Genomic DNA, 20,779 nt, shown 5'->3' with positions numbered 1-20,779 from the left:
AACACGCGCTGTTGAGTTCTCAAGAAACAACCGCTCTTCGTGTACAAGCTCCTGTGAGCTTTTCCGCCGAAGGCGTTGTGCGTTTCCGCTTTGTTGTGTCTTTACTTTATCAGGTGTTCCGCGCCCCGCCAAATCGGCGGTTTTTGCGAAATTGCACCGGACCAAGAAGACCAGTTCCTCTTTCGAGGCAACTCCCCGAGCCTACACGCTCCGAGCGCGTGCTCGAACCATCGAAGCTTGGAGAGGAGGTCAGGACAGCGGTCCGGTTCCGAGTCGACCCCGTGGGGTGTCTCGCCGTCCCGCAGCGACCCGATCGAGTTTAGGCAACCTCAGCGGCGGCGTCAAATCCGCCTGGACTCGGAGGGGACTCCAGTCCGGGGCCTGGTCGTTCGTCGGCTTGCTTGTCGTCTGACACAGACCCTTCCCGGGTCCCGCGGGGCCAAACATGGGAGGACGGGATTTTCTGTCCCCGGGGCGAGACCGCCCCGGGGACGGGGACCGACGCGGCCCCCGGAACACGTCCGGGACCTCAGAGGATGTCCGCCAGCTCCCGGGCGAGCTTGCGGAAGGCGGTCCCCCGGTGGCTGATCGCGTTCTTCTCCTCCGGGGACAGCTCCGCCGTGGTGCGGCTCTCCCCCTCGGGGACGAACACCGGGTCGTACCCGAAGCCGTTCTCCCCGCGGCGCTCGCGCACCAGGCGGCCGCGCAGCACGCCCTCGGCGACCGCCTCGGTCCCGTCCGGCATCACCAGCACCGCCGCGCACACGAACGCAGCGCCCCTGCGCTCGGCCGGGGTGTCGGCCATCTGGTCCAGGACCAGGTCCAGGTTGGCCCGGTCCTGGTCGCCCGCGCCGAAGCGGCCCGCCCAGCGCGCGGACAGCACTCCGGGCATCCCGCGCAGTTCGTCCACGGCGATGCCGGAGTCGTCGGCGACGGCGGGCAGCCCGGTGTGCGCGGCGATGGCCCGAGCCTTGAGCAGCGCGTTGCCCAGGAAGGACGCCTCGGTCTCGGGCACCTCCGGTGCGTCCGGGAAGGCGTCGAGGGAGAGCACCTCCGCTTCCACCCCGGCGTCGGCCAGGATGGCCCGCATCTCCGGGACCTTCTTCGCGTTGCGCGTGGCCAGGACGATCTTCACGGTTCCCCCTCCCCGGGGCGCACCGCCGGTACGGGCATGGGCCCGTGGGGTGGCGGTCACTCCGACAGTGCCTTCTTCTGGATCGCGGTCAGTTCCCCGCAGCCGGAGACCGCGAGGTCGAGCAGCTGGTTGAGCAGGTCCCGGTCGAAGGGGGCGCCCTCGGCGGTGCCCTGCACCTCGATGAACTTGCCGTCGCCGGTGATGACGACGTTCATGTCGGTGTCGGCGACCGAGTCCTCCAGGTAGTTCAGGTCCAGCCGGGGCTGGCCCTGGACCACGCCGACGCTGACCGCGGCCAGGGAGCCCGTCAGCGGGTTGTTCTTGAGCTTGCGGCGCTTGCGCAGCCACTTCATCGCGTCGGCCAGCGCCACGTACGCGCCGGTGATCGCGGCGGTGCGGGTGCCTCCGTCGGCCTGGAGCACGTCGCAGTCCAGCGTGATGGTGTGCTCGCCCATCGCCTTGAAGTCCACGACGGCGCGCAGGGAGCGGCCGACCAGGCGGGAGATCTCGTGGGTGCGGCCGCCGATCTTGCCGCGGACCGACTCTCGGGAGCCCCGGGTGTCGGTGGAGCGGGGCAGCATCGCGTACTCGGCGGTGACCCACCCCTCGCCGGTGCCCCGGCGCCAGCGCGGGACGCCGTCCTCGACGCTGGCGGCGCACAGCACGCGGGTGTCCCCGAACTCGACGAGTACGGAGCCTTCCGCGTGGCGGAGCCAGTTGCGGGTGATGGTCACAGGGCGGAGTTGGGTCGGAACGCGTCCGTCAGGTCGGGCCATGGACAAGAGCGTATATCCGTGGAGTGCCCCGCGGTGCTGGAGTGCGCAACCGCGCGGCCTGCCCCGGCCCCGTCCCCGGTCAGCCGCCGACTTCGTGCACCTGGCCGCTGCGGGCCAGGCCGATGGGCCCGTCGTAGGTGGAGCGCGCCTCGGTGAGGGTGACGTCGTCGTCGTTCCACGGCACCAGGTGGGTCAGCAGCAGGCTGCGGGCGCGGGCCCGGCTGGCGTGCTCTCCCGCCTCGCTGCCCGTCAGGTGCATGTCCTTGGGGTGGTCGAGGTGGTCCTGGAAGGCGGCCTCGCACAGGAACAGGTCGGTGTCGGCGGCCAGGTCCACCAGGGAGTCGCACACCCCGGTGTCACCGGAGTAGGCCATGGACGCGCCGCCGTGCTCCAGGCGGATACCGAAGGCCTCCACCGGGTGGTTGACGTGGTCGACACGGGCCTGGAAGGGGCCGATCCGGAACGGCCCGGGGGAGAGTTCGTGGAACTCGAACACCTCGGTCATACCCGGGTCGGGTTCCAGACCGTAGGCCTCGGCCATCCGCCGGGCCACCCCGCCGGGCCCGTAGACCGGGATGCGGGGCTTGGCGCCGCCCGGGTGGTACGCCCTGGCCACCCAGTACGAGCACAGGTCGAAGCAGTGGTCTGCGTGCAGGTGGCTCAGGTAGACGGCGTCGACGGAGTAGATGTCGACGTGCCGCTGGAGAGTTCCGAGCGCGCCGTTGCCCATGTCGAGCAGGAGGCGGTAGCCGTCCGCTTCGAGCATGTAGGAGGAAGCCGGGCTGTCCGGCCCGGGGAAGCTCCCCGAGGACCCGATAATCGTGAGTCGCACGTCGTCGTCGCCTTCTCGATGGGCCGCGCGGCGTCCGTGGCACTCCCGCCGAGAGACTGTGCGGAGTGCGGATGGCGGCTGGTTCTGCGGATGTCCCGTTGTTACGGGTGTACCCCAATGCCCGCCCGGGTGGTACAAAATGTGGCCCGCGTCTCACGCGACCTCGATCACGTGTGAATTTTTCACACCGCTTGACGACGTATGTCTTGTTTGTTCGGGGCGTGTTTCCCCGGTGTTCAGAACGGCGCGGAGGCCGGCACCCGAAGGTGCCGGCCTCCGCCGGGCCCGGGCCGCCGCTTCCGGAGGGGTCGAGGCGGGTGCCGGGCGGGTCGTGCAGACCCTGGAGCCTAGGCCCAGAGCTGGCCGTCGAGGCGCTCCTCGGCCTCCTCCAGCGTGCCCTCGTAGGCGCCGGTGGACAGGTACTTCCACCCGGCGTCGGCGATGACGAACGCGATGTCGGCGCTCTCCCCCGCCTTCTCGGCCTTGCGGGCCATGCCCAGCGCGGCGTGCAGGGCGCCGCCGGTGGAGACGCCCGCGAAGATGCCCTCCTTGTCCAGGAGCTCCCGGGTCCGCCTGAGGGCGGCTTCAGAGGGCACGGAGAAGCGGGTGGTGAGCACCGACTCGTCGTAGAGCTCGGGCACGAACCCCTCGTCGAGGTTGCGCAGCCCGTACACCAGCTCGCCGTACCGGGGCTCGGCCGCCACGATCTGCACACCGGGCCGGTGTTCGCGCAGGTAGCGTCCCACGCCCATGAGGGTGCCGGTGGTGCCCAGCCCCGCCACGAAGTGGGTGATCCCCGGCAGGTCGGCGAGGATCTCGGGCCCGGTGGTCTCGTAGTGGGCCCGGGCGTTGGCCGGGTTGCCGTACTGGTACAGCATCACCCAGTCGGGGTGGGCCGCGGCCATCTCCTTGGCGACGCGGACGGCCTCGTTGGAGCCGCCCGCGGCGTCGGAGAAGTGGACCTCGGCACCCCACATGGCCAGCAGCTGCTTGCGCTCGGCGGAGGTGTTCTCCGGCATGACGCAGACCATGCGGTAGCCGCGCAGCTTGGCGACCATGGCCAGCGAGATGCCGGTGTTCCCCGACGTCGGCTCCAGGATGGTGCACCCCGGGGAGAGCAGCCCGTCCTTCTCGGCCTGTTCGATCATGAAGAACGCGGCGCGGTCCTTGATCGAGCCGGTGGGGTTGCGGTCCTCCAGTTTCGCCCAGAGCCGGACCTGCGGCGAGGGCGAGAGCCGGGGCAGGCCGACGAGCGGCGTGCCGCCGAGGGAGTCGAGCAGGGAGTCGTAGCGCATGTGCGGCCTAGCGGCTTCCGCCGGCCACGGCCGGCAGGATCGTCACGTTGTCGCCGTCGGAGAGCTTGGCCTCCAGACCCCCGACGAAGCGCACGTCCTCGTCGTTGAGGTAGACGTTGATGAAGCGGCGCAGCTTGCCATCGTCCACCAGGCGCCCGGCGATGCCGGGGTGTCGGCTGTCCAGGTCGGCGAACAGCTCGCCGAGGGTGTCGCCGGACCCCTCGACGACCTTGGCGTCGCCGGTCAGGTTGCGCAGGATGGTCGGGATGCGGACCTCGATGGCCATGAGGGTTTCTCCGTTAGCGGTCGTTGGTGTGCGTTCATTGCCAACAGGGGGCGCGCGGTGCCCATTCCTGGGCGACGCCCGTTGTGGTGTGGAACCTACGGGGCGGTCGCGGCGCCGTCGCCGGGACCGGTGACCTCCACCGGTTCCTCGGTGACCTGGCCGTCGATGATCCGGTAGGAGCGGAACTCGACGGTGTCGGGCTCGCGCGTGGACACGAGCACGTAGTGGGCGCCCGGCTCGGACGCGTAGGAGACGTCGGTGCGCGAGGGGTAGGCCTCGGTCGCGGTGTGGGAGTGGTAGATCACGACGGGTTCCTCGTCGCGGTCGTCCATCTCCCGCCAGACCTTGAGCTGTTCGAGGGAGTCGAACCGGTAGAAGGTCGGCGACCGTTCGGCGTTGACCATCTCGACGAGGCGTTCGGGGCTGTCGGAGCCCTCGGGTCCGGCCACGACGCCGCACGCCTCGTCCGGGTGGTCGCGGCGGGCGTGTGCGACGATCCTGTCGTAGATCGCGCGATCAATCCTCAGCATGCTCCCCAGAGTACCTACATCCGGTTCCCTACCAACCAAATGGGTATTGTTGGCGAACGCCGAGGCTACGGCGGCCCGGTGCTGGTGGGGGCGACCTCCTCCGTCCCACCCGGCACAGATTAGGCTCGTGCGCATGAGCGAGGACAGCAGCAGCGCGCTGCTCACCGACCACTACGAACTGACGATGCTCCAGGGGGCGCTGCACAGCGGCGCCGCAGCCCGCCACTCGGTGTTCGAGATGTTCGCCCGGCGGCTGCCGGAGGGACGCAGGTACGGGGTCGTGGCCGGAACGGGCCGCTTCCTGGAACTGCTGGAGCGGTTCCGCTTCGGCACGGAGGAACTCGACTTCCTGTCGGACAACGGGGTCGTGGACGAGCGCACCGTGGAGTGGCTGGCCGACTACCGGTTCTCGGGCAACGTGTGGGGCTACGGCGAGGGCGAGGCGTACTTCCCCGGCTCGCCGATCCTGGTGGTGGAGGCCTCCTTCGCCGAGGCCGTGCTCCTGGAGACGCTGGCCCTGTCGGTGTACAACCACGACAGCGCGATCGCCTCGGCCGCGACGCGGATGGCGGTGGCGGCGGGCGGTCGGCCGCTGATCGAGATGGGCTCGCGGCGCACGCACGAGCGGTCCGCGGTCGCCGCGGCCCGCGCCGCCTACGTCGCGGGGTTCTCCACCTCCTCCAACCTGGAGGCCGGGCGCTCCCACGGCGTGCCGACCGGCGGGACGGCGGCGCACGCGTTCACGCTGCTGCACGACAGCGAGCGGCACGCGTTCAAGGCGCAGCTGGAGTCCCTGGGCGAGGGGACGACGCTGCTGGTGGACACCTACGACGTGGAGCGCGCGGTGCGCACCGCCGTGGAGCTGGCCGGCCCCGGGCTGGGCGCGGTGCGGATCGACTCGGGCGACCTGGCCGCCCACGCCGGGCGCGTGCGGGCGCAGCTGGACTCCCTGGGCGCGACGGACACCCGCATCGTGGTGACCGGGGACCTGGACGAGCACTCCATCCAGGCCCTGGCGGTGGCGCCGGTGGACGGCTACGGGGTGGGCACCTCCCTGGTGACCGGCTCGGGCGCGCCGACGGTGTCCCTGGTGTACAAGCTGGTGGCGCGGGCGCGCGGTCTGGAGGCGGACGCCCCGCTGGAGCCGGTGGCCAAGCGCTCGGTGGGCAAGCCGAGCCGGGGCGGGCGCAAGTGGGCGGTGCGGCGGCTGGACGACAAGGGGACGGCCGTGTCCGAGGAGATCTACCCCCACCCGCCGTCCTCACAGGTGGGAACGCGCCCGCTGCTGCGGCCCCTGGTCGCCGACGGCGTGGTGGTGGGCCACGAGAGCGTGCACGAGGCCCGGGAGCGGCACCGGGCGGCGGTGGCGGAACTGCCCGAGGAGGCCCTGCGCATGTCGCGCGGTGAGGCCGCGCTGCCGACGGTGTTCCACTAGAGGATGGTGCGTGAGGGCACGCGCACCGGCGGACGGCCGTCCGGGTGATCTCCGACACGGTGGTCAGCGCGGGTCGGGCCGGCGGTGGTGCACGGGCCCGGGCGGATCCGACGACAAGGAAAGGGGTGCCGCTGTGAGGGCGCTCATCGTGGTGGACGTGCAGAAGGACTTCTGCGAGGGAGGGAACCTGGGGGTGGCGGGCGGGGCCAGCACCGCGGCCGCCGTCACCGAGTACGCCCGTGCGAGCGACTACGACCACGTGGTGGCCACACGCGACTTCCACATCGACCCGGGGGAGCACTTCTCGGAGGAGCCCGACTTCGTGGACAGCTGGCCGCGCCACTGCGAGGCGGGCACGCCGGGGGTGGAGTTCCATCCCGGCTTCGACGCCTCGCTGGCCGAGGAGGTCTTCGACAAGGGGCACTACACGGCCGCCTACAGCGGTTTCGAGGGCGTGACCGGGGAGGGCGGGGTGACGCTGGGTTCGTGGCTGCGCGAGCGCGGCGTGGACGAGGTGGACGTGGTGGGCATCGCCATGGACCACTGCGTGAAGGCGACCGCCCTGGACGCGGTGGCCGAGGGCCTGCGCACGCGGGTGCTGCTCGGGCTGACCGCCGGGGTGTCGCGCCCGACCGTGGACGCGGCGCTGGAGCGGCTGCGCGAGGCGGGTGTGGACCTGGAGGGCGAGCCGCTGGTCGGCTGAGGTCTCCTGCGGAGACCGGGGGCGGCGGGTCAGCGCGCTGACCCGCCGCCCCCGTGTGTCAGGCGACGCCGACGGCGGCGCGCACGCGCTCCAGGGTGGCGCGGGCGCGCTCGCGCGCGCGCTCGGACCCTGCCGCCAGGACGGCGTCGATCCGCCCCGGGTCGGCCATCAGCTCCTCGTAGCGCTCCCGCTTGGGGCCCAGCTCGGCGTTGATCGCCTCGAACAGCTCGTTCTTGAGGTCGCCCCAGCCCATGCCGCCCGCCTCCAGGCGCTTGCGCACCTCGGAGACCTTCTGGGCGTCGGCGAAGTGCGTGAGCAGCTGGAAGGGCACCGAGCTGTCGGGGTCCTTGGGGTCCTCGACCGGCGTGGAGTCGGTGGGGATGCGGCGCACGGCCTTCTTGAGCTTGTTCTCCGGCAGGAAGAGCGGGATGTGGTTGTCGTAGGACTTGCTCATCTTGCGGCCGTCGACGCCGGGCAGGATGCTCGCGTCGCTGTCGTCGATGACGCCCTTGGGGACGGGAAAGCTGTAGGACTCGCCGAAGCGGTGGTTGAAGTACCCGGCGATGTCGGCGGTGTACTCGATGTGCTGGGACTGGTCGCGGCCCACGGGGACGTGGGTGCCCTCCATGACGAGGATGTCGGCGGCCATGAGGATGGGGTAGTTGTACAGCCCCATGTTGATCCCGGCGTCCAGGTCGGTGATCCCGGCCTCGTTGTTGCGGTCGCGGGCGGCCTTGTAGGCGTGCGCGCGGTTCATGAGGCCCTTGGGGGTCAGAGCGCTCAGGATGGTGGTGAGCTCGAAGGTCTCGGGCACCCGGGACTGCTGGTAGACGATCGTCCGTTCGGGGTCGAGCCCGCACGCGAGCCAGGTGGCAGCGCCTGACCGGATGCTGTGGCGGAGCTCGTCGGCGTCCTTGATGGTGTTGAGCGCGTGGTAGTCGGCGATGAAGTAGTAGGTGTCGTAGGCCGTGGCCGCGCTCAGGGCGGGCTTGATCGCGCCGATGTAGTTGCCCAGGTGGAAGTCGCCGGTGGGCTTGATCCCGGTCAGGTACGTGTTCGCTGCCATGGGACCAAGCCTAGCGGCGGCCGGGCCCGCGCACGGTCCCGGCCACGCGCGGCGGGGCGCCGCCTCGTCAGGCGCGGAAGGCCGCCCAGTGCTCGACCATGCGCTCGGCCTGGCCCTTGGTGAAGTGGGTCATGCAGGCGTCGTCGCTGTAGTTCATGAAGTTGGTGACGGGGTCCTCGCCCTCCTGCTCGGGGCAGGTGTCGCGGCCCTCGGGGCAGCCGGAGGCGGCCTCGCGCTCGTAGGCGGTGTCGTCCACGTAGTCGCCGGGCGAGGAGCAGCCGTTCTGGAAGGTGTGGAAGAGCCCGAGCCAGTGGCCCACCTCGTGGGTACCGGTGTGGCCGAGGTTGAACCGGTCGCGGTCGCCGCCGGGAAGGGTGTCGTGGGAGATCACCACGCCGTCCTGTTCGGGCGCGTCCTCGTAGTCCTGGGGGAAGGAGGAGTAGCCGAGCAGGCCGGTGCCCAGGTTCGATGTGTAGATGTTGAGGGTCGCCGCGTCACCCTGGCGCAGTCTGGCGTGGACGGTGTCGCGGTGCTCGGCGAAGCTGGTGAACCACTCGTCGTTGGTGGTGCGGGTGACCTCGCTGAGCTCGAAGCGGAAGCCGGTGTCGATGGGTTCGGCGTCGCTCGTGCCCCCGGCCCGGGCCGCCTCGGCGGCCCGGGCCGGGTCCGCGGCGGTGTCGCCGCCGTAGGCGGCGTTGAGCACGTCGATCTGCCGCTGGACGCGTTCGTCGCTGACCTCGCCGCGGCCGTCCTCGGCGGAGATGACGTGCACCACGACCGGGACGGTGTGGGGCGGTTGGAGGTCCTGTCCCCGCAGGGGCACGAGTGCCTCCTGGAGCTGCTGTTCGTACAGGGCCGCCTGACGGGGCGTCACCTCGCTGCCGCCGGGAGGCCGACCGGCCGCGTCGGGGTCGGTGACCCTGGCGGCGCCGGGCAGGCAGGGCTCCAGAGCTTCGGACTCCCCCGGCGCCAGCTGGGCGCGCGGGGAGTCGGTCGCCACGGTGCCGGGCGCCGTGACCGTGACCATCCCGGCCAGGGCGAACCCGCACATCAGCAGTCCGGTGCAGAGCGCGGCTGAGCCGCCGCGAGGGCTGTGTCCACTCATCTCACACAAGGTAATGAAGCGGACACGAAGGGCTTATGGGACATGCGCGAGCTTGCGAAGTGTTTGCCCGTTTCGGGTGGCCTATCGCCCGCCGACGGCCCAGACGCGGATCTTGGCGATCCGTTCGCGGATCTGCGTCGGGGTGGCCTGTGCGACGGGCGGCCCGCCGCAGGCGCGGCGCAGCTCGTTGTGGATCACTCCGTGCGGCTTGCCGGTGCGGTGGTGCCAGGCGCCCACGAGACCGCTCAGCTCGCGGCGCAGGTCGGCCAGGACCTGGTGGGTGGGCCCGTCCTCCTCGGCGGGCTCCTCCACCTTGCGGGCCTTGACCTCGCTCGCCTTGAGGTCGGCCTTGCGCTTGCGCAGGAGCTGGGAGACCTGCTGCGGGTCGAGCAGACCGGGCAGGCCCAGGAAGTCCTCCTCCTCCGTGGAGCCCGGCACGCCGCCGTACTCGGCCCCGTCGTAGAGGGCGCGGTCGAACTCCGCCGCCGACTCCATGGTCTCGAAGGGCAGTTCCTCCCCGGCGTCGGGGGTGTCCCGCTTCTTGTTGGCCTCCCGGAGCAGGTCCTCCTCCGGGTACTCGTCGCCCTCCCCAGGGGTCCGGTCGAGCACGTGGTCGCGCTCGCGCTCCATCTCGCCCGCGTACTCCAGCAGGGTGGGCACGGAGGGCAGGAAGACCGAGGCGACCTCGCCGCGCTGGCGCACGCGCACGAAGCGGCCGATGGCCTGGGCGAAGAACAGCGCGGTGCTGGTGGAGGTGGCGTACACGCCCACCATCAGCCGGGGCACGTCCACCCCCTCGGAGACCATGCGCACCGCGACCATCCAGCGGTCGTCGCCCGCGGCGAACCGGGAGATCTTCTTGGAGGCCCCGGGGTCGTCGGACAGGATGACCGTGGCGCCCTTGCCGGTGATCTGGCGCAGGATGCGCGAGTAGGCGCGGGCGTTCTCGTGGTCGCTGGCGATGACCAGGGCCCCCGCGTCGGGGTGGGTCTTGCGGACCTCGGTCAGGCGGCGGTCGGCGGCCTGGAGTACGCGCTTGATCCAGTCGCCCTTGGGGTCCAGCGCGGCCCGCCACGCCTGGGAGAGCGCGTCCTGGGTGAGGGGTTCGCCCAGCCTGGCGGCGAGCTCGTCGCCCGCGCGGGTGCGCCAGCGCATCTCGCCGGAGTAGGCCATGAAGATGACGGGGCGCACGACCCCGTCGGCCAGGGCGGGCCCGTACCCGTAGCTGTAGTCCCAGGAGCAGCGGCGCACCCCGGCGCTGTCCTGGACGTAGTCGACGAAGGGGATGGGGTTGATGTCGGACCGGAAGGGGGTCCCGGTCAGGGAGAGGCGGCGCGCCGCCGGGTCGAAGGCCTCGCGGGCCGCGTCGCCCCAGGACAGGGCGTCCCCGGCGTGGTGGACCTCGTCGAAGATGACGAGGGTCTTGCGCGCCTCGGTCCGGTTGCGGTGCAGCATCGGGTGGGCGGCGACCTGGGCGTAGGTGACGGCCACGCCGACGTACTGGCGGCCCAGGGCGCCCTGGCCGTTGCGGAACTCGGGGTCGATGGCGATGCCGAACCGGGCGGCCGCCTCGGCCCACTGCTTCTTGAGGTGGTCGGTGGGGCACACGATGGTGATGGCGCGCACCGTGTGGCGTTGGAGGAGTTCGCTGGCCAGGGTGAGGGCGAAGGTGGTCTTGCCCGCACCGGGGGTGGCCACGGCGAGGAAGTCCCGCGGTTCCCGGCGGAAGTACTCCTCGAACGCCTCCCGCTGCCATGCGCGGAGGCCTCTGAGCCGGTCCTCCGTCGTGGTCTGCGTCACCGTCATGCTGCGAATCGTCCCCCGTTGCTCACCCCCATGAGGTTAGCGGGCGCCGTGGACCGTTCCGGGAGGCAGGCCAGTGGCGCCGCGCACACGGCGTGTCCCGACCGCCCGGAAGGCCGCCGGTCCCCGCCGGTCGCCTCGTCGTCCACCATCGTCCCGGATTACCCGGAGGCCCCGTCCGTCCCCGCCTCCCCGCCGGAACCGCCCCCGGACTCCGCGCCGCTCCCGGTCTGGGCTCCCCCCACGTCGACGGCGCCGTCGTTGAAGGGCATGTGCGGCGAGATCGCCGGGAAGGCGAAGAACCACAGCAGCAGGGCGGCGCCCACCACCAGTCCGAGCGCCATGATGAGCTTGGCGATCCACGGACCGGGCAGGACGCGCCAGATCAGACCGTACATTCGCGTTCCTTACTCGCTGGCCTGGGGAGCCATGTGCGCGATCGAGTCGGGCATCCCCTCGGACTTGGGCGTGGTCTCCACCAGCTCCGCCCAGACGATGAGGCGGTGCGTGTTGTTCAGCTTGGGCGCGCACGTGGTGAGGGTGAGCAGGGACCTGCCCGGCTCCTCGTCGGTGGCCTCGTCGAACGGGTCCGGCTCGATCACCCACACGTCGGTGGGCAGGACCGTCTCGTCGCGGAAGACCTCGTAGGTGTAGAAGTTCTCCCCGTCCTCCAGCACCATGACGTCGCCGTTCCGGAGCAGGTCCAGGTCCCAGAACAGGCCGGGGGTGCGGTGGGCGGCCACGGCGTAGTTGCCCTCGCCGCCGGGAGAGCTGGGGTACTCGGTGTAGTGGCCGGGGCTGTAGCGGATGTCCTCCTGCGTGGTGCCGTTGACCACCACCCAGTCCAGGTCCAGGCTCGGCACGTACAGGCGGCTGTCGGCGCTGCCCGGCAGGGGCTCGGAGTCCGGACCGGCCTCCGCGGCCGCCTGTTCGGCGGACCAGGCCTCCTCCAGCCCCTGGGCCAGGTCCTGCTGTTCGCGGTCGGTCTCCCACTGGGAGCCGTACACCTCGTATCCGGCGTAGAAGAGCATGAGCAGACCGGCGGTCAGCATGATCTCGCCGAAGAACCGGACGATGCCGCGCACGACGTCGCCGGGGGTGGCCCTGGGCCTGGGGCGGCGGCGCCGTCGGCCGCCGGAGGCCCGACGTCCACGCCCCTCCCCGCGTCCGGGCCGGGGACCCTCGTGGAACTGCCGTTCAGTTGTGGACACCAATACGACCTACTCCTGTGGACGCTTCCGTGTGCACCCGTCCCCTACCTGAGGGGGACGACCAGCGGGACTCCGGTACGCGGGTGCGGTAGGACTTCGACCTCGTGCTGGTAGACGGAGCTGAGCAGCGACGCGGTGAACACGTCGGCGGGGGAGCCCTGCGCGGCGACCCGTCCTCGGGAGAGTATCGCCACACGATGGGCGTAGGCTGCCGCAAGCCCCAAATCGTGCAGGACCACGATAACCGCACCGCCGCGCTCCGCGAGTTGGGAAGCCAGATCCAGTACGAGTTCCTGGTGCCGGATGTCCAGGGCGGCGGTCGGCTCGTCCAGCAGGAGCAGCTGGGTGTCCTGGGCCAGGACGCGGGCGAGCATCACCCGCGCGCGCTCACCCCCCGACAGGGTCGGGAAGCGCCGTTCGGCCAGGTCGGACACGCCCGTGCCCTCCATCGCGGCGGCGGTGAGGGCCTCGTCCTCGGCCGCGGCGGCCAGCCCCGCCCAGGGGGCGCGGCCCATGGACACGATGTCGGCGACGGGGAACGGAAAACTGACCGCCGCCTCCTGGGGCAGGACCGCGCGGCGCAGCGCCAGCTCGGGGGGCGTCCAGTCGGCGAGCGGGCGGCCGTGGAGGCGGACGGTCCCGGTGTCGGCCTCCCCCCGGCCGGGCGCCCCGGTGACGTCCCCGGACAGGGCGGCGAGCAGCGTGGACTTGCCCGCCCCGTTGGGCCCGACCAGGGCCAGCAGCTCCCCGGCCCGCACGGTGAGGCCGACCCCGTCGAGCAGGGCGCGGCCGCCCCGGCGGACGGTGACGCCCTCGGCCCGGAGTATCTCCTCGCCGGGTGGGACCGGGGCGGGGCGCACGGGCGGCCGGTACAGCGGGGAGGCCGCGGCGGCGACCCGCCGCCGCAGTCGGACGAGGGCGCTCACGACCAGCCTCCTTGCCGGGCACGGGTGCGGTACAGCAGGTAGAAGAAGAACGGCCCGCCCAGGGCCGCGGTGACCACGCCCAGGGGGATCTCGGCGGGGGCCGCGACGGTGCGGGCGAGCAGGTCGGCGGCGAGCAGGAGCAGGCCGCCGCCCAGGGCGCTGGCGGGCAGCAGGACCCGGTGCCCGGGGCCGGTGACCATGCGGATGATGTGCGGGACGACCAGGCCCACGAAGGAGACGATCCCGGCGAAGGCGACGGCGGCCGAGGTCAGCAGGGCCATGGCGCAGATGAGGACCAGGCGGGTGCGCTCCACGTCCACGCCCAGGTGGCGGGCGGGCCCCTCGCCGAGGGCGAGCAGGTCCAGGCGGCGCGCGTGGAAGGGGATGACCGACAGCCCGAGCAGCAGGCACGGGGCGATGGCGGCGACCTTGGCCCAGGTGGCGGTGGAGACGCTGCCGAGCTGCCAGAAGGTGATGGTCTGGATCTCGGCGTCCTGGGAGAAGTTGGTCATCAGGCCGATGGCCGCACCGGCGATCGCGTTGACGGCGATACCGGTGAGCAGCAGGGTGACGACCTCGGTGCGTCCGCGCGAGCGCGCGAACACGTACACGAACAGGGTGGTGGCCAGGCCGAACACGAAGGAGGAGGCGATGATCGTCCAGTGGCCGAGGATGGTCAGGCCGGTGAAGATGACGGCGATAGCGCCGACGGCCGCACCGGAGGAGACGCCGATGACGCCGGGTTCGGCCAGGGGGTTGCCGAAGACGCCCTGCATCATGGCGCCCGCCGCGCCCAGGGCTGCGCCGACCATGACGGCCAGGACGACGCGGGGCAGGCGCACGTCCCACAGGACGGTGTGGCCGATCCGGTCGGGCGGGGTGCCCGCCTCCAGACCGAGGGCGTGCAGGAGCGAGGCGGCGACCTGCCCGGGCGGGATGGGGTAGGCCCCGGCCCCGGCGGCGACGACCGCGACCGCGACGAGACCGCCGGTGAGCGAGGCGAGCAGGAGCGCGGCGCGCAGGCGGCGCAGGGCGCGCCGGTCCCGCGGGGCGGCTGGTGCGGTCGTGGCTTTCGAGGCGGCCGGTGCGGTTGTGGGAACGGCTGCTTCGGAAGGGACCTTCGGGGTGGCCGGAGTGAACGATGTGCCTGACGGGACTGCGGGAGGAACGGGTTCGCGGGTGCTGGTTCCGCCCTGCTCGGGGGAGGGCGTGCCGGTGGCCGCCCGAACAGACCCTTCGGGGAGGCCCTGGGCGTCGTCGTCCGCGGGCCTGCGGGGAGCGGTCACCGTTCCCCCTCCCCCGCGCTGACGGCGGCGAGTTCGTCGGCGAGGGCCGCGACGACCTGCGGGGTGCGGGGGCCGAAGTTGAGCAGGACGCCGTCCTCGAAGTCGACGACGGCGCGCGCGGCGCCGGCCGGGGTCTGGGCGACGCCGGGGATCTGGACGAGCCCCTCGATCCCGCCGACCGACTCCAGTCCCTTGGTCATCACCAGGAGCACGTCGGGCTGGGCGGCGATGAGGGCCTCGGTGGTGATGGGGGTGAAGGGTGTGGTCAGGCCCATCTCGACCCCGGCGTCGCGGGCGCCGATCTCGGCCAGCATGGCGTCGGCGCCCGAGCCGGGTCCGCCCAGGAGGTAGACCCCGGCGGTGCCGCGCAGGTAGAGGAAGGCGACGAGGGGGTCGCCGCTGACCGCGGTGGAGTCGGCCCTGACCTCGGCCATCTGCCCGCGCGTGCGTTCGGCCAGGGCCGTGCCGCTGGCCGGGACGCCGAGGGCCTCGGCCACGCGCTCGAAGCGCGGGTACATGTCGTCGATGGACCAGGCCTCCTCCACGATGACGACGGGGACGCCGGAGCTCTGGATCTGCTCGATGGCCTCGGGCGGCCCGGTCTGGGTGTCGGCGAGGACGACCGTGGGCTCCAGGGACAGCACGCTCTCGGCGGAGACCTCGTGCGCCTCGCTGACCGTGGGCAGGTGGGCGGCCTCCTCGAAGGTGGCGCCGACGTCGCGGCCGACGACGTTGTCGCCCAGGCCCAGGGTGAAGACGATCTCGGCGAGGCTGCCGGTGAGCGGGAGGACGCGGCTGGCGTCGGTGACCTCGACCTGCTCGTACTCCAGGGGGTCGGAGCTGGTGCGGTAGGGGTCCAGGACCACCGAGTCGACGGTCACGGGCAGCTCGGGCGCCGCGGGTTCCTCCAGGATCTGGAGGCGGTTCTCGGCGAGGTCGGGGATGCCGGGCGCGTCGCCGGAGGCCGCGGGGTCCGCGCCTCCGGAGGCGCCGCCGGTGCACCCGGTCAGGGCGAGCACGAGCGCGCAGGCGGCGGCGAGGGCGCGGGGAGCGGCGGGGCGGACGCGGAGGGCGGCGAGTCGGGGGCCGGTGGGGCGGGAGCGTTCGCGCGGAAGGGGCCGGGGGACGGTGTGGGGCATGGCGGTCGCTTTCGGGGTTCCGTGTGCCGGGGGCACGGGCGCTGTCGCCGGGAGGGCGGGACGCGACAACGCTTTTTATGACACCTCGTCATCATCTTGACAAGCCCGATGGTTCGGTGTTCAACTGTTCCGGCGCGAACTTCAGGTTAGGTAAGGCTCACTTAGCAAAGGTAAGCATAACCTCACCGAAGTTCTCCTCACGCGGGTGGTGGACCCCGACCGAACCCGCACGAACGCGAAGGCCCCCGATGCAAGCAGCGCTTTCCCTCCGCCCGAGGAACGGGCGGCGCCGCGGGCTCGTCCCGCCCCTGGTCCTCACCGCCGCGCTGGTGCTGTCCGCCCCGGCGGCGGCACTCGCCCAGTCCGTCCCCGACCCCTCGCCCGACCGGAGCCCCGGTCAGGATCCCGCCCGTCCACGCGTCACCACCGTGGACCGGGCCCGGGGCCTGGACCCCGGGCGCGACACCGTCACCGTCTCCGGGATCGGACACGACCCCGGTTCCCTGCTGGAGGCCGCCACCTGGGCCGTCCCCGGCGCGGAGGACGGCGGGGGCGAACCGGTCGCCGACACCGCGAACGCGGTGACCGTCGAGGTCGACGCGCGCGGCACCTTCAGCCTCAGCCTGGCCACCGGTACCGGGTTCGCCGCCGACGCCGGCCTGGACGCCTCCGTCACCCCCTTCGAGGTGCGCCTGGTGGAGGTCGGCGCCGGGCCGGGAGGCGAGGACACCGCCGAGGGCGCTCCCCCGGCCCCGGAGGCCGACGCGGACGCGGAGTCCTCCGAGGAGGACCGCGCCGCCGCGGAAACGACCGACGCGGCCGACGCGGACCCGGCGGGGGCGGCCGACGCGGACCCGGCGGGGGCGGCCGTCGGCACCCGGGGCGGGGACACCGCCCGGCGGGCTCCGGAGGTCCTCGCCGGACCGGGCAGGAGCGCCCCGGTGACCCTGTTCTCGGCTCCGGCCCCCGACGCGGTCGTGGGCCGGGTCCCGGTGGCCTTCTCGGCCCCCGCCCCTCGGACCGAGCCCGGGACGAGCCCGCAGAGCCGGCCGCAGTCCGCCGTGCCCGCGGCCCCCGTGCCCCGCGAGCCGGGCGACCCGACCCTGAGCGTCTCCAAGACCAGCGGACTCGACCCCGAGGGCGAGACCGTCACGGTCACCGGCTCCGGATACGACACCGCCAAGGGGATCTACGTGGCCCTGTGCGACACCAGCGGCGCCGGTCCCGACCGGGCGCCCAGCCCCTGCGTCGGCGGCGTGGACATGGAGGGGTCGAGCGGCGCCTCGGTCTGGGTCTCCAGCAACCCGCCGCCCTACGGGGAGGGGCTGGCCGTCCCCTACACCGGCGGCGGTACCGACGGCGGGTTCAGCGTCGAACTGAGGGTCAGGGCCAGCGACGAGAACACCGACTGCGCCGACCCCGCAACCGAGTGCGCGGTGGTCACGCGCAACGACCACACCCGCTCCAGCGACCGCGGCCAGGACGTGTTCGTTCCCGTCTCCTTCGGCGGCTCCGGAAACGGAGGGGACTCCGGGACCGGCGGGGGCTCCGGCGGCTCAGGAGACTCCGGGGACTCGGGAGGCAGCGGATCGGGCGGAGGCTCGGGCAGCGGTTCGGGCGGTACCGGTGACGCCGGAACCGGCGGGGGCTCAGGCAGCGGTTCCGGCCCCCTGCCCCGCACCGGCAGCACGCTGTACGGACTGGTCCTGGCCGCCGCGGTCGCCGTCCTGACAGGTACGGCGGCACTGGTCGCCACCCGCCGCCGGGCCCGGGGAGCCCCCGCGGACACGGTCTGACGCCGGTGCCCCGACGGACTCCTCCGCCCGGGGCTCCCGTGGGAGCCGCTCTGAAGGCCGCCTCGGCGAACCCCTCCCGGCCCCGCCCACAGCGGCCCTTCCGGGGAGAACCCCTCCGGAGAAAACCCGTCCGGGAAGCCGCCTCCCGAAGGGCGCCTCCTGGAGACCCCTGGAAGGGCTCCTCCGAGGCCCTTCCCCCGACCGCCGCTTCCCCCGACCACCGTGCCCGCCCGTCCCCCGGCGGGCACGGCGGGAACCCGCGGCGGCGTGCCGAACCCCCGTTCGGCACGCCGCCGCGGCACCCCACCCACCCCCCTCGCCCCAGGCGCACCCCACCGCGCCCGCTCCACGGGGATCCGCCGCACGACAGGCCCCGGCAGTCGCCGGGGACCGACCACCACCATCCCCCTCACGGATTGGACCGACGATGACCACCACCCCGACCCGAGGGAGCACGGCACCGGGCGGACTCCGCCGGACGCTGCGCCTCCTCACCGCCTACGCGGGCGCGGCCGCCCTGGGCGGCACGTTCGCCGTGGCCGCCGCCCCGACCGCCTCCGCCGACGAGGTGCTTCCCCTCACCGGAGGCTCCGCCTCCTGGGGCGTGAAGGAGTCCTTCCGCAACTACGTGGGCAGCCCGATCGCGCACGGCGGCTACGAGGCCTCCGACGGGGCGACCCTCCTGGCCGACGGCACCGTCGACTTCCCCACCGCCGGGGGCACGGTCTCCAAGGAGGACGCCTCCGGTGACGTGAGTTTCTCCGGGACGGTCGTCTTCAGCGGCCACGACTACGGCCAGGGCCCGGTTCTGGAGGTGCGCGTCTCCGACCCCCGGGTGGTGTTCGAGGGCGACACCGCCACGGTCTTCGCCGACGTCACCAGCCGCGAGTTCGGCGGGGCCAACCCCAACCTGCCCCCGGGCGGCCTGGTCGAGTACGGCGAGGTCGCGGTCACCGAGCTGACCGGCGCCGAGGTGGCCGTGGAGGGCGAGGAGATCACCTTCACCTCCACGGCGGGCACGCTGCACGCCGACGCGGTGGAGCCGTTCGCGGGCTTCTACGCCGCGGGCGCCCCGATGGACCCGCTCTCCTTCACCGCCGGGATCGACGACGTCACCGACCCGGGCGGCCCCGGGGAGCCGGTGCACGACCCGCGCGTCACGGTGGCCCCGGCCAGCGACCTGGACCCCGCGGGCGACACCGTCACCGTCGAGGGCACGGGCTTCCGCCCCGGCCAGGGCGTCTACGCGGCCCTGACCGCCGTCCCGCAGTCCGCCGACTCCTACCCGGCCCACCACACCGGCGCGGTGTGGCTGCGCGGGGCCGACGCCCCCGGCGAGGACGGTTCCTTCAGCGCCGAACTCCGGGTGACCGGCTCCTACGAGACGGACGGCACCGTCCACGACTGCGCGCGGACGCAGTGCTACGTGGCGGTGTTCAACGACCACACCGACATCGCCAACCGCGACCAGGACGTGTGGACGCCGGTCTCCTTCACCGCCGTGGAGGAACCCACCGAGGAGCCCACGGACCCGACCGACCCGACCGGGGAGCCGACCGACCCCGCCGAGGGCCCGCTCACCGTCCACAACGGCCGCGCGGACTGGGGCGTCAAGGAGTCCTTCCGCGACTACATCACCGGCAGCATCGCCCGGGGCGAGATCACCCCGAGCGACGGCGCCAGCCAGAACGAGGACGGGACCTTCGCGTTCACCGACGGCAGCGGTGAGGTGGACCTGTCCGCGTCCACCGCCGACATCGCGTTCGAGGGCACCGTGCTCTTCGAGGGCCACGTCCACGACGGCGCCGACCCGCTGCTGAGCATGACGGTCAGCGACCCGCGCGTGACGGTCGACGGCGCGGCGGGCGTGCTGTACGCCGACGTGACCAGCAAGCCGCTGAGCGGGCAGGAGCCGGTCACGTACGAGGACGTGGCGCTGGCCGACCTGGACCTGACCGGGGTGGACTACACGCTGGAGGAGGGCGTCCTGAGCTGGGAGCCGATCCCCGCGACCCTGACCGCCGAGGGCGTGCCCGCGTTCGCGGACTTCTACGCCGCCGGGGAGCAGCTGGACCCGGTCTCGCTGACCGTGAGCGTGGACGAGGAGGTCCGGGTTCCGGGCGGGGGCGGTGACGGAGGCCCCACGCCCGGCCCCGGTGACGGAGACGGCGGCGGCACTCCGGGCCTGCCCAACACCGGTGTCGCGCTGGCCGGCCTGCTGACCGCGGCCGCGGTGGCCGTCGGCGCGGGCGGCGCGGCGGTGTACGCGGCCCGCAGGCGCGGTCCCGCCCCCGACGGGGACGGGGAGTCCGCGGTCTAGGACCGCCTGACCGGTTCCCGCGCGCCCGCGCGGAGCGGGGTCCGCGGGCCCCGTCACGCGACCGGTCGGCCCCCGGGTGACACGAGGGCCTTGGCACACGCCGTGTGTCAAGGCCTTCGTCGTGTCCGCCGCGCGCGGTGCCCGGGCACGGCGGGGTCCGCGCCGGACACGCGGCCGCTTCCTCGGAAGCCGTCGGCCGTCCGGGCGGGAGGGCTACTTCATCATCTCCTCGTAGACCTTCTTGCACTCGGGGCACACGGGGAACTTCTTGGGGTCGCGGTTGGGCACCCACACCTTGCCGCACAGGGCGATCACGGGGTCGCCGGTCACGGCGCTCGCGGTGATCTTGTCCTTCTGCACGTAGTGGGCGAACCGCTCCCGGTCCCCGCCGTCGTGGGAGATGTCCGGTTTGGTCTCGCTGTCCGGGAGGACCTTGTTGAGGATGTCCATCGCCATCGTGCCTCACACCTTTCGACGTCTGCGTTCCACGGTATAGGGTGCCGCGCCCCGCCCGGCTGCTCAGTTCATGGCGGGGTCGTCGGGGAAGGTGGACAGGAGCGCCATCTCCCCGCCCTGGCGGCGCAGCACCCGCGACCACAGCCCCTCGGGCGCGGTGGTGAAGACGTCGTCGGCGACCGCGTCGACGACGTACCAGGCCCCCTCCTCGATCTCCCCCGCCAGCTGGCCCGCGCTCCACCCCGCGTAGCCCGCGAAGAGGCGGAACGCGCCGAGCGCCCCGCCGAGCACCTGGGCGGGGCCGTCGAGGTCGACCACGCCGATCCCGTCCAGGCCCAGGTGCGGGTCCAGGCCCTCCAGCGGGGACCAGCCGGGAGGGGGCTCACCGGGCCCGGCCGCCCCCAGGGCGATGCCGGAGCCCAGGCCCACGGGACCCCCGGAGAACATCACCGCCGGTTCGCTGGCGTAGGCGCCCCAGTCGGTGACGACCTCGTCCACGGCCATCCCCAGGGGGCGGTTGAGGATCACCCCCAGGGTGCCGTCGGCGGCGTCGTCCACGACGAACACCACCGAGCGGCGGAAGGAGTCCTCCTGGAGCATGGGGGCGGCCACCAGGAGGCGCCCGGTCATCGGCTGGTCCATGCCCTCCCACCTACCCCGGAACGACGGGCGGACCGCC

General features: G+C 72.9%; 20 protein-coding genes. 4 read left to right on the top strand and 16 right to left on the bottom strand.

The features are described from left to right. Window positions 1-529: 529 nt before the first annotated feature. The 6 genes from rdgB to NDAS_RS01930 form a co-directional block, all read right to left on the bottom strand. Entirely contained in the window at window positions 530-1,135 is a 606-nt protein-coding gene (gene rdgB, locus NDAS_RS01955) for an RdgB/HAM1 family non-canonical purine NTP pyrophosphatase (RefSeq protein ID WP_013151441.1), read from the bottom strand. 56 nt (window positions 1,136-1,191) lie between these two features. Next, window positions 1,192-1,911: a ribonuclease PH gene (gene rph / locus NDAS_RS01950; protein ID WP_013151440.1), complete on the bottom strand. Its 720-nt coding sequence runs from the start codon at window positions 1,909-1,911 to the stop codon at window positions 1,192-1,194. 79 nt (window positions 1,912-1,990) lie between these two features. Next, a complete protein-coding gene (locus NDAS_RS01945) occupies window positions 1,991-2,743 on the bottom strand; it encodes an MBL fold metallo-hydrolase (RefSeq protein ID WP_013151439.1) in 753 nt (250 codons plus the stop codon). Between the two features lie 347 nt (window positions 2,744-3,090). Then, the gene (locus NDAS_RS01940) at window positions 3,091-4,038 is read right to left on the bottom strand and encodes a PLP-dependent cysteine synthase family protein (RefSeq protein WP_013151438.1); all 948 of its coding nucleotides are present in this window, start codon (window positions 4,036-4,038) and stop codon (window positions 3,091-3,093) included. 7 nt (window positions 4,039-4,045) lie between these two features. Then, window positions 4,046-4,324, bottom strand: a complete 279-nt coding sequence (locus NDAS_RS01935) for a MoaD/ThiS family protein (protein WP_013151437.1) — start codon at window positions 4,322-4,324, stop codon at window positions 4,046-4,048. 95 nt (window positions 4,325-4,419) lie between these two features. Then, complete coding sequence (locus NDAS_RS01930) at window positions 4,420-4,854, bottom strand: Mov34/MPN/PAD-1 family protein (protein WP_013151436.1); 435 nt, start codon at window positions 4,852-4,854, stop codon at window positions 4,420-4,422. A 133-nt stretch (window positions 4,855-4,987) separates the two neighbouring features. On the opposite strand from NDAS_RS01930, the gene NDAS_RS01925 reads away from it, so the two are divergent. Further along, window positions 4,988-6,289, top strand: coding sequence for a nicotinate phosphoribosyltransferase (locus NDAS_RS01925; RefSeq protein ID WP_013151435.1), 1,302 nt, complete (start codon window positions 4,988-4,990; stop codon window positions 6,287-6,289). Between the two features lie 133 nt (window positions 6,290-6,422). Beyond that, window positions 6,423-6,992 (top strand): nicotinamidase, encoded by a 570-nt coding sequence (locus NDAS_RS01920; RefSeq protein ID WP_041552217.1) that lies wholly within the window; start codon window positions 6,423-6,425, stop codon window positions 6,990-6,992. A gap of 58 nt (window positions 6,993-7,050) precedes the next feature. On the opposite strand, the gene NDAS_RS01915 is transcribed toward NDAS_RS01920, so the two are convergent. The 8 genes from NDAS_RS01915 to NDAS_RS01880 form a co-directional block, all read right to left on the bottom strand. Further along, window positions 7,051-8,058 carry a tryptophan--tRNA ligase gene (locus NDAS_RS01915; protein ID WP_013151433.1) on the bottom strand — a complete coding sequence of 336 codons (1,008 nt, stop codon included), beginning with the start codon at window positions 8,056-8,058 and terminating at the stop codon, window positions 7,051-7,053. A gap of 67 nt (window positions 8,059-8,125) precedes the next feature. Then, window positions 8,126-9,109 carry a zinc metalloprotease gene (locus tag NDAS_RS01910; protein ID WP_013151432.1) on the bottom strand — a complete coding sequence of 328 codons (984 nt, stop codon included), beginning with the start codon at window positions 9,107-9,109 and terminating at the stop codon, window positions 8,126-8,128. A 135-nt stretch (window positions 9,110-9,244) separates the two neighbouring features. Next, window positions 9,245-10,969 carry a DEAD/DEAH box helicase gene (locus NDAS_RS01905; protein WP_013151431.1) on the bottom strand — a complete coding sequence of 575 codons (1,725 nt, stop codon included), beginning with the start codon at window positions 10,967-10,969 and terminating at the stop codon, window positions 9,245-9,247. A gap of 158 nt (window positions 10,970-11,127) precedes the next feature. After that, a complete protein-coding gene (locus NDAS_RS01900; RefSeq protein ID WP_013151430.1) occupies window positions 11,128-11,364 on the bottom strand; it encodes a hypothetical protein in 237 nt (78 codons plus the stop codon). Between the two features lie 9 nt (window positions 11,365-11,373). After that, window positions 11,374-12,180, bottom strand: a complete 807-nt coding sequence (locus NDAS_RS01895; RefSeq protein WP_013151429.1) for a class E sortase — start codon at window positions 12,178-12,180, stop codon at window positions 11,374-11,376. Window positions 12,181-12,221: 41 nt separating this feature from the next. Beyond that, window positions 12,222-13,103, bottom strand: coding sequence for a heme ABC transporter ATP-binding protein (locus tag NDAS_RS01890; RefSeq protein ID WP_013151428.1), 882 nt, complete (start codon window positions 13,101-13,103; stop codon window positions 12,222-12,224). Then, window positions 13,100-14,389, bottom strand: a complete 1,290-nt coding sequence (locus NDAS_RS01885) for a FecCD family ABC transporter permease (protein ID WP_013151427.1) — start codon at window positions 14,387-14,389, stop codon at window positions 13,100-13,102. The genes NDAS_RS01890 and NDAS_RS01885 overlap by 4 nt, the downstream gene beginning before the upstream one ends. Continuing rightward, window positions 14,386-15,528: a heme/hemin ABC transporter substrate-binding protein gene (locus NDAS_RS01880; protein WP_013151426.1), complete on the bottom strand. Its 1,143-nt coding sequence runs from the start codon at window positions 15,526-15,528 to the stop codon at window positions 14,386-14,388. The genes NDAS_RS01885 and NDAS_RS01880 overlap by 4 nt, the downstream gene beginning before the upstream one ends. A 248-nt stretch (window positions 15,529-15,776) precedes the next feature. On the opposite strand from NDAS_RS01880, the gene NDAS_RS01875 reads away from it, so the two are divergent. After that, entirely contained in the window at window positions 15,777-17,324 is a 1,548-nt protein-coding gene (locus NDAS_RS01875; protein WP_013151425.1) for an LPXTG cell wall anchor domain-containing protein, read from the top strand. Window positions 17,325-17,751: 427 nt separating this feature from the next. Next, on the top strand, window positions 17,752-19,644 hold the full coding sequence (locus tag NDAS_RS01870; protein ID WP_013151424.1) for an HtaA domain-containing protein: 1,893 nt from the start codon (window positions 17,752-17,754) through the stop codon (window positions 19,642-19,644). Between the two features lie 213 nt (window positions 19,645-19,857). Here NDAS_RS01870 and NDAS_RS01865 read toward each other — a convergent pair whose 3' ends face one another. After that, window positions 19,858-20,100 carry a DUF3039 domain-containing protein gene (locus NDAS_RS01865; protein ID WP_019611444.1) on the bottom strand — a complete coding sequence of 81 codons (243 nt, stop codon included), beginning with the start codon at window positions 20,098-20,100 and terminating at the stop codon, window positions 19,858-19,860. A gap of 63 nt (window positions 20,101-20,163) precedes the next feature. Then, entirely contained in the window at window positions 20,164-20,742 is a 579-nt protein-coding gene (locus NDAS_RS01860) for a YqgE/AlgH family protein (protein WP_013151422.1), read from the bottom strand. Window positions 20,743-20,779 lie beyond the last annotated feature (37 nt).

It is taken from the genome of Nocardiopsis dassonvillei subsp. dassonvillei DSM 43111 (assembly GCF_000092985.1).
Taxonomy (GTDB): Bacteria; Actinomycetota; Actinomycetes; order Streptosporangiales; family Streptosporangiaceae; genus Nocardiopsis; species Nocardiopsis dassonvillei.
This window is presented reverse-complemented; position numbering and strand designations above follow the sequence as displayed.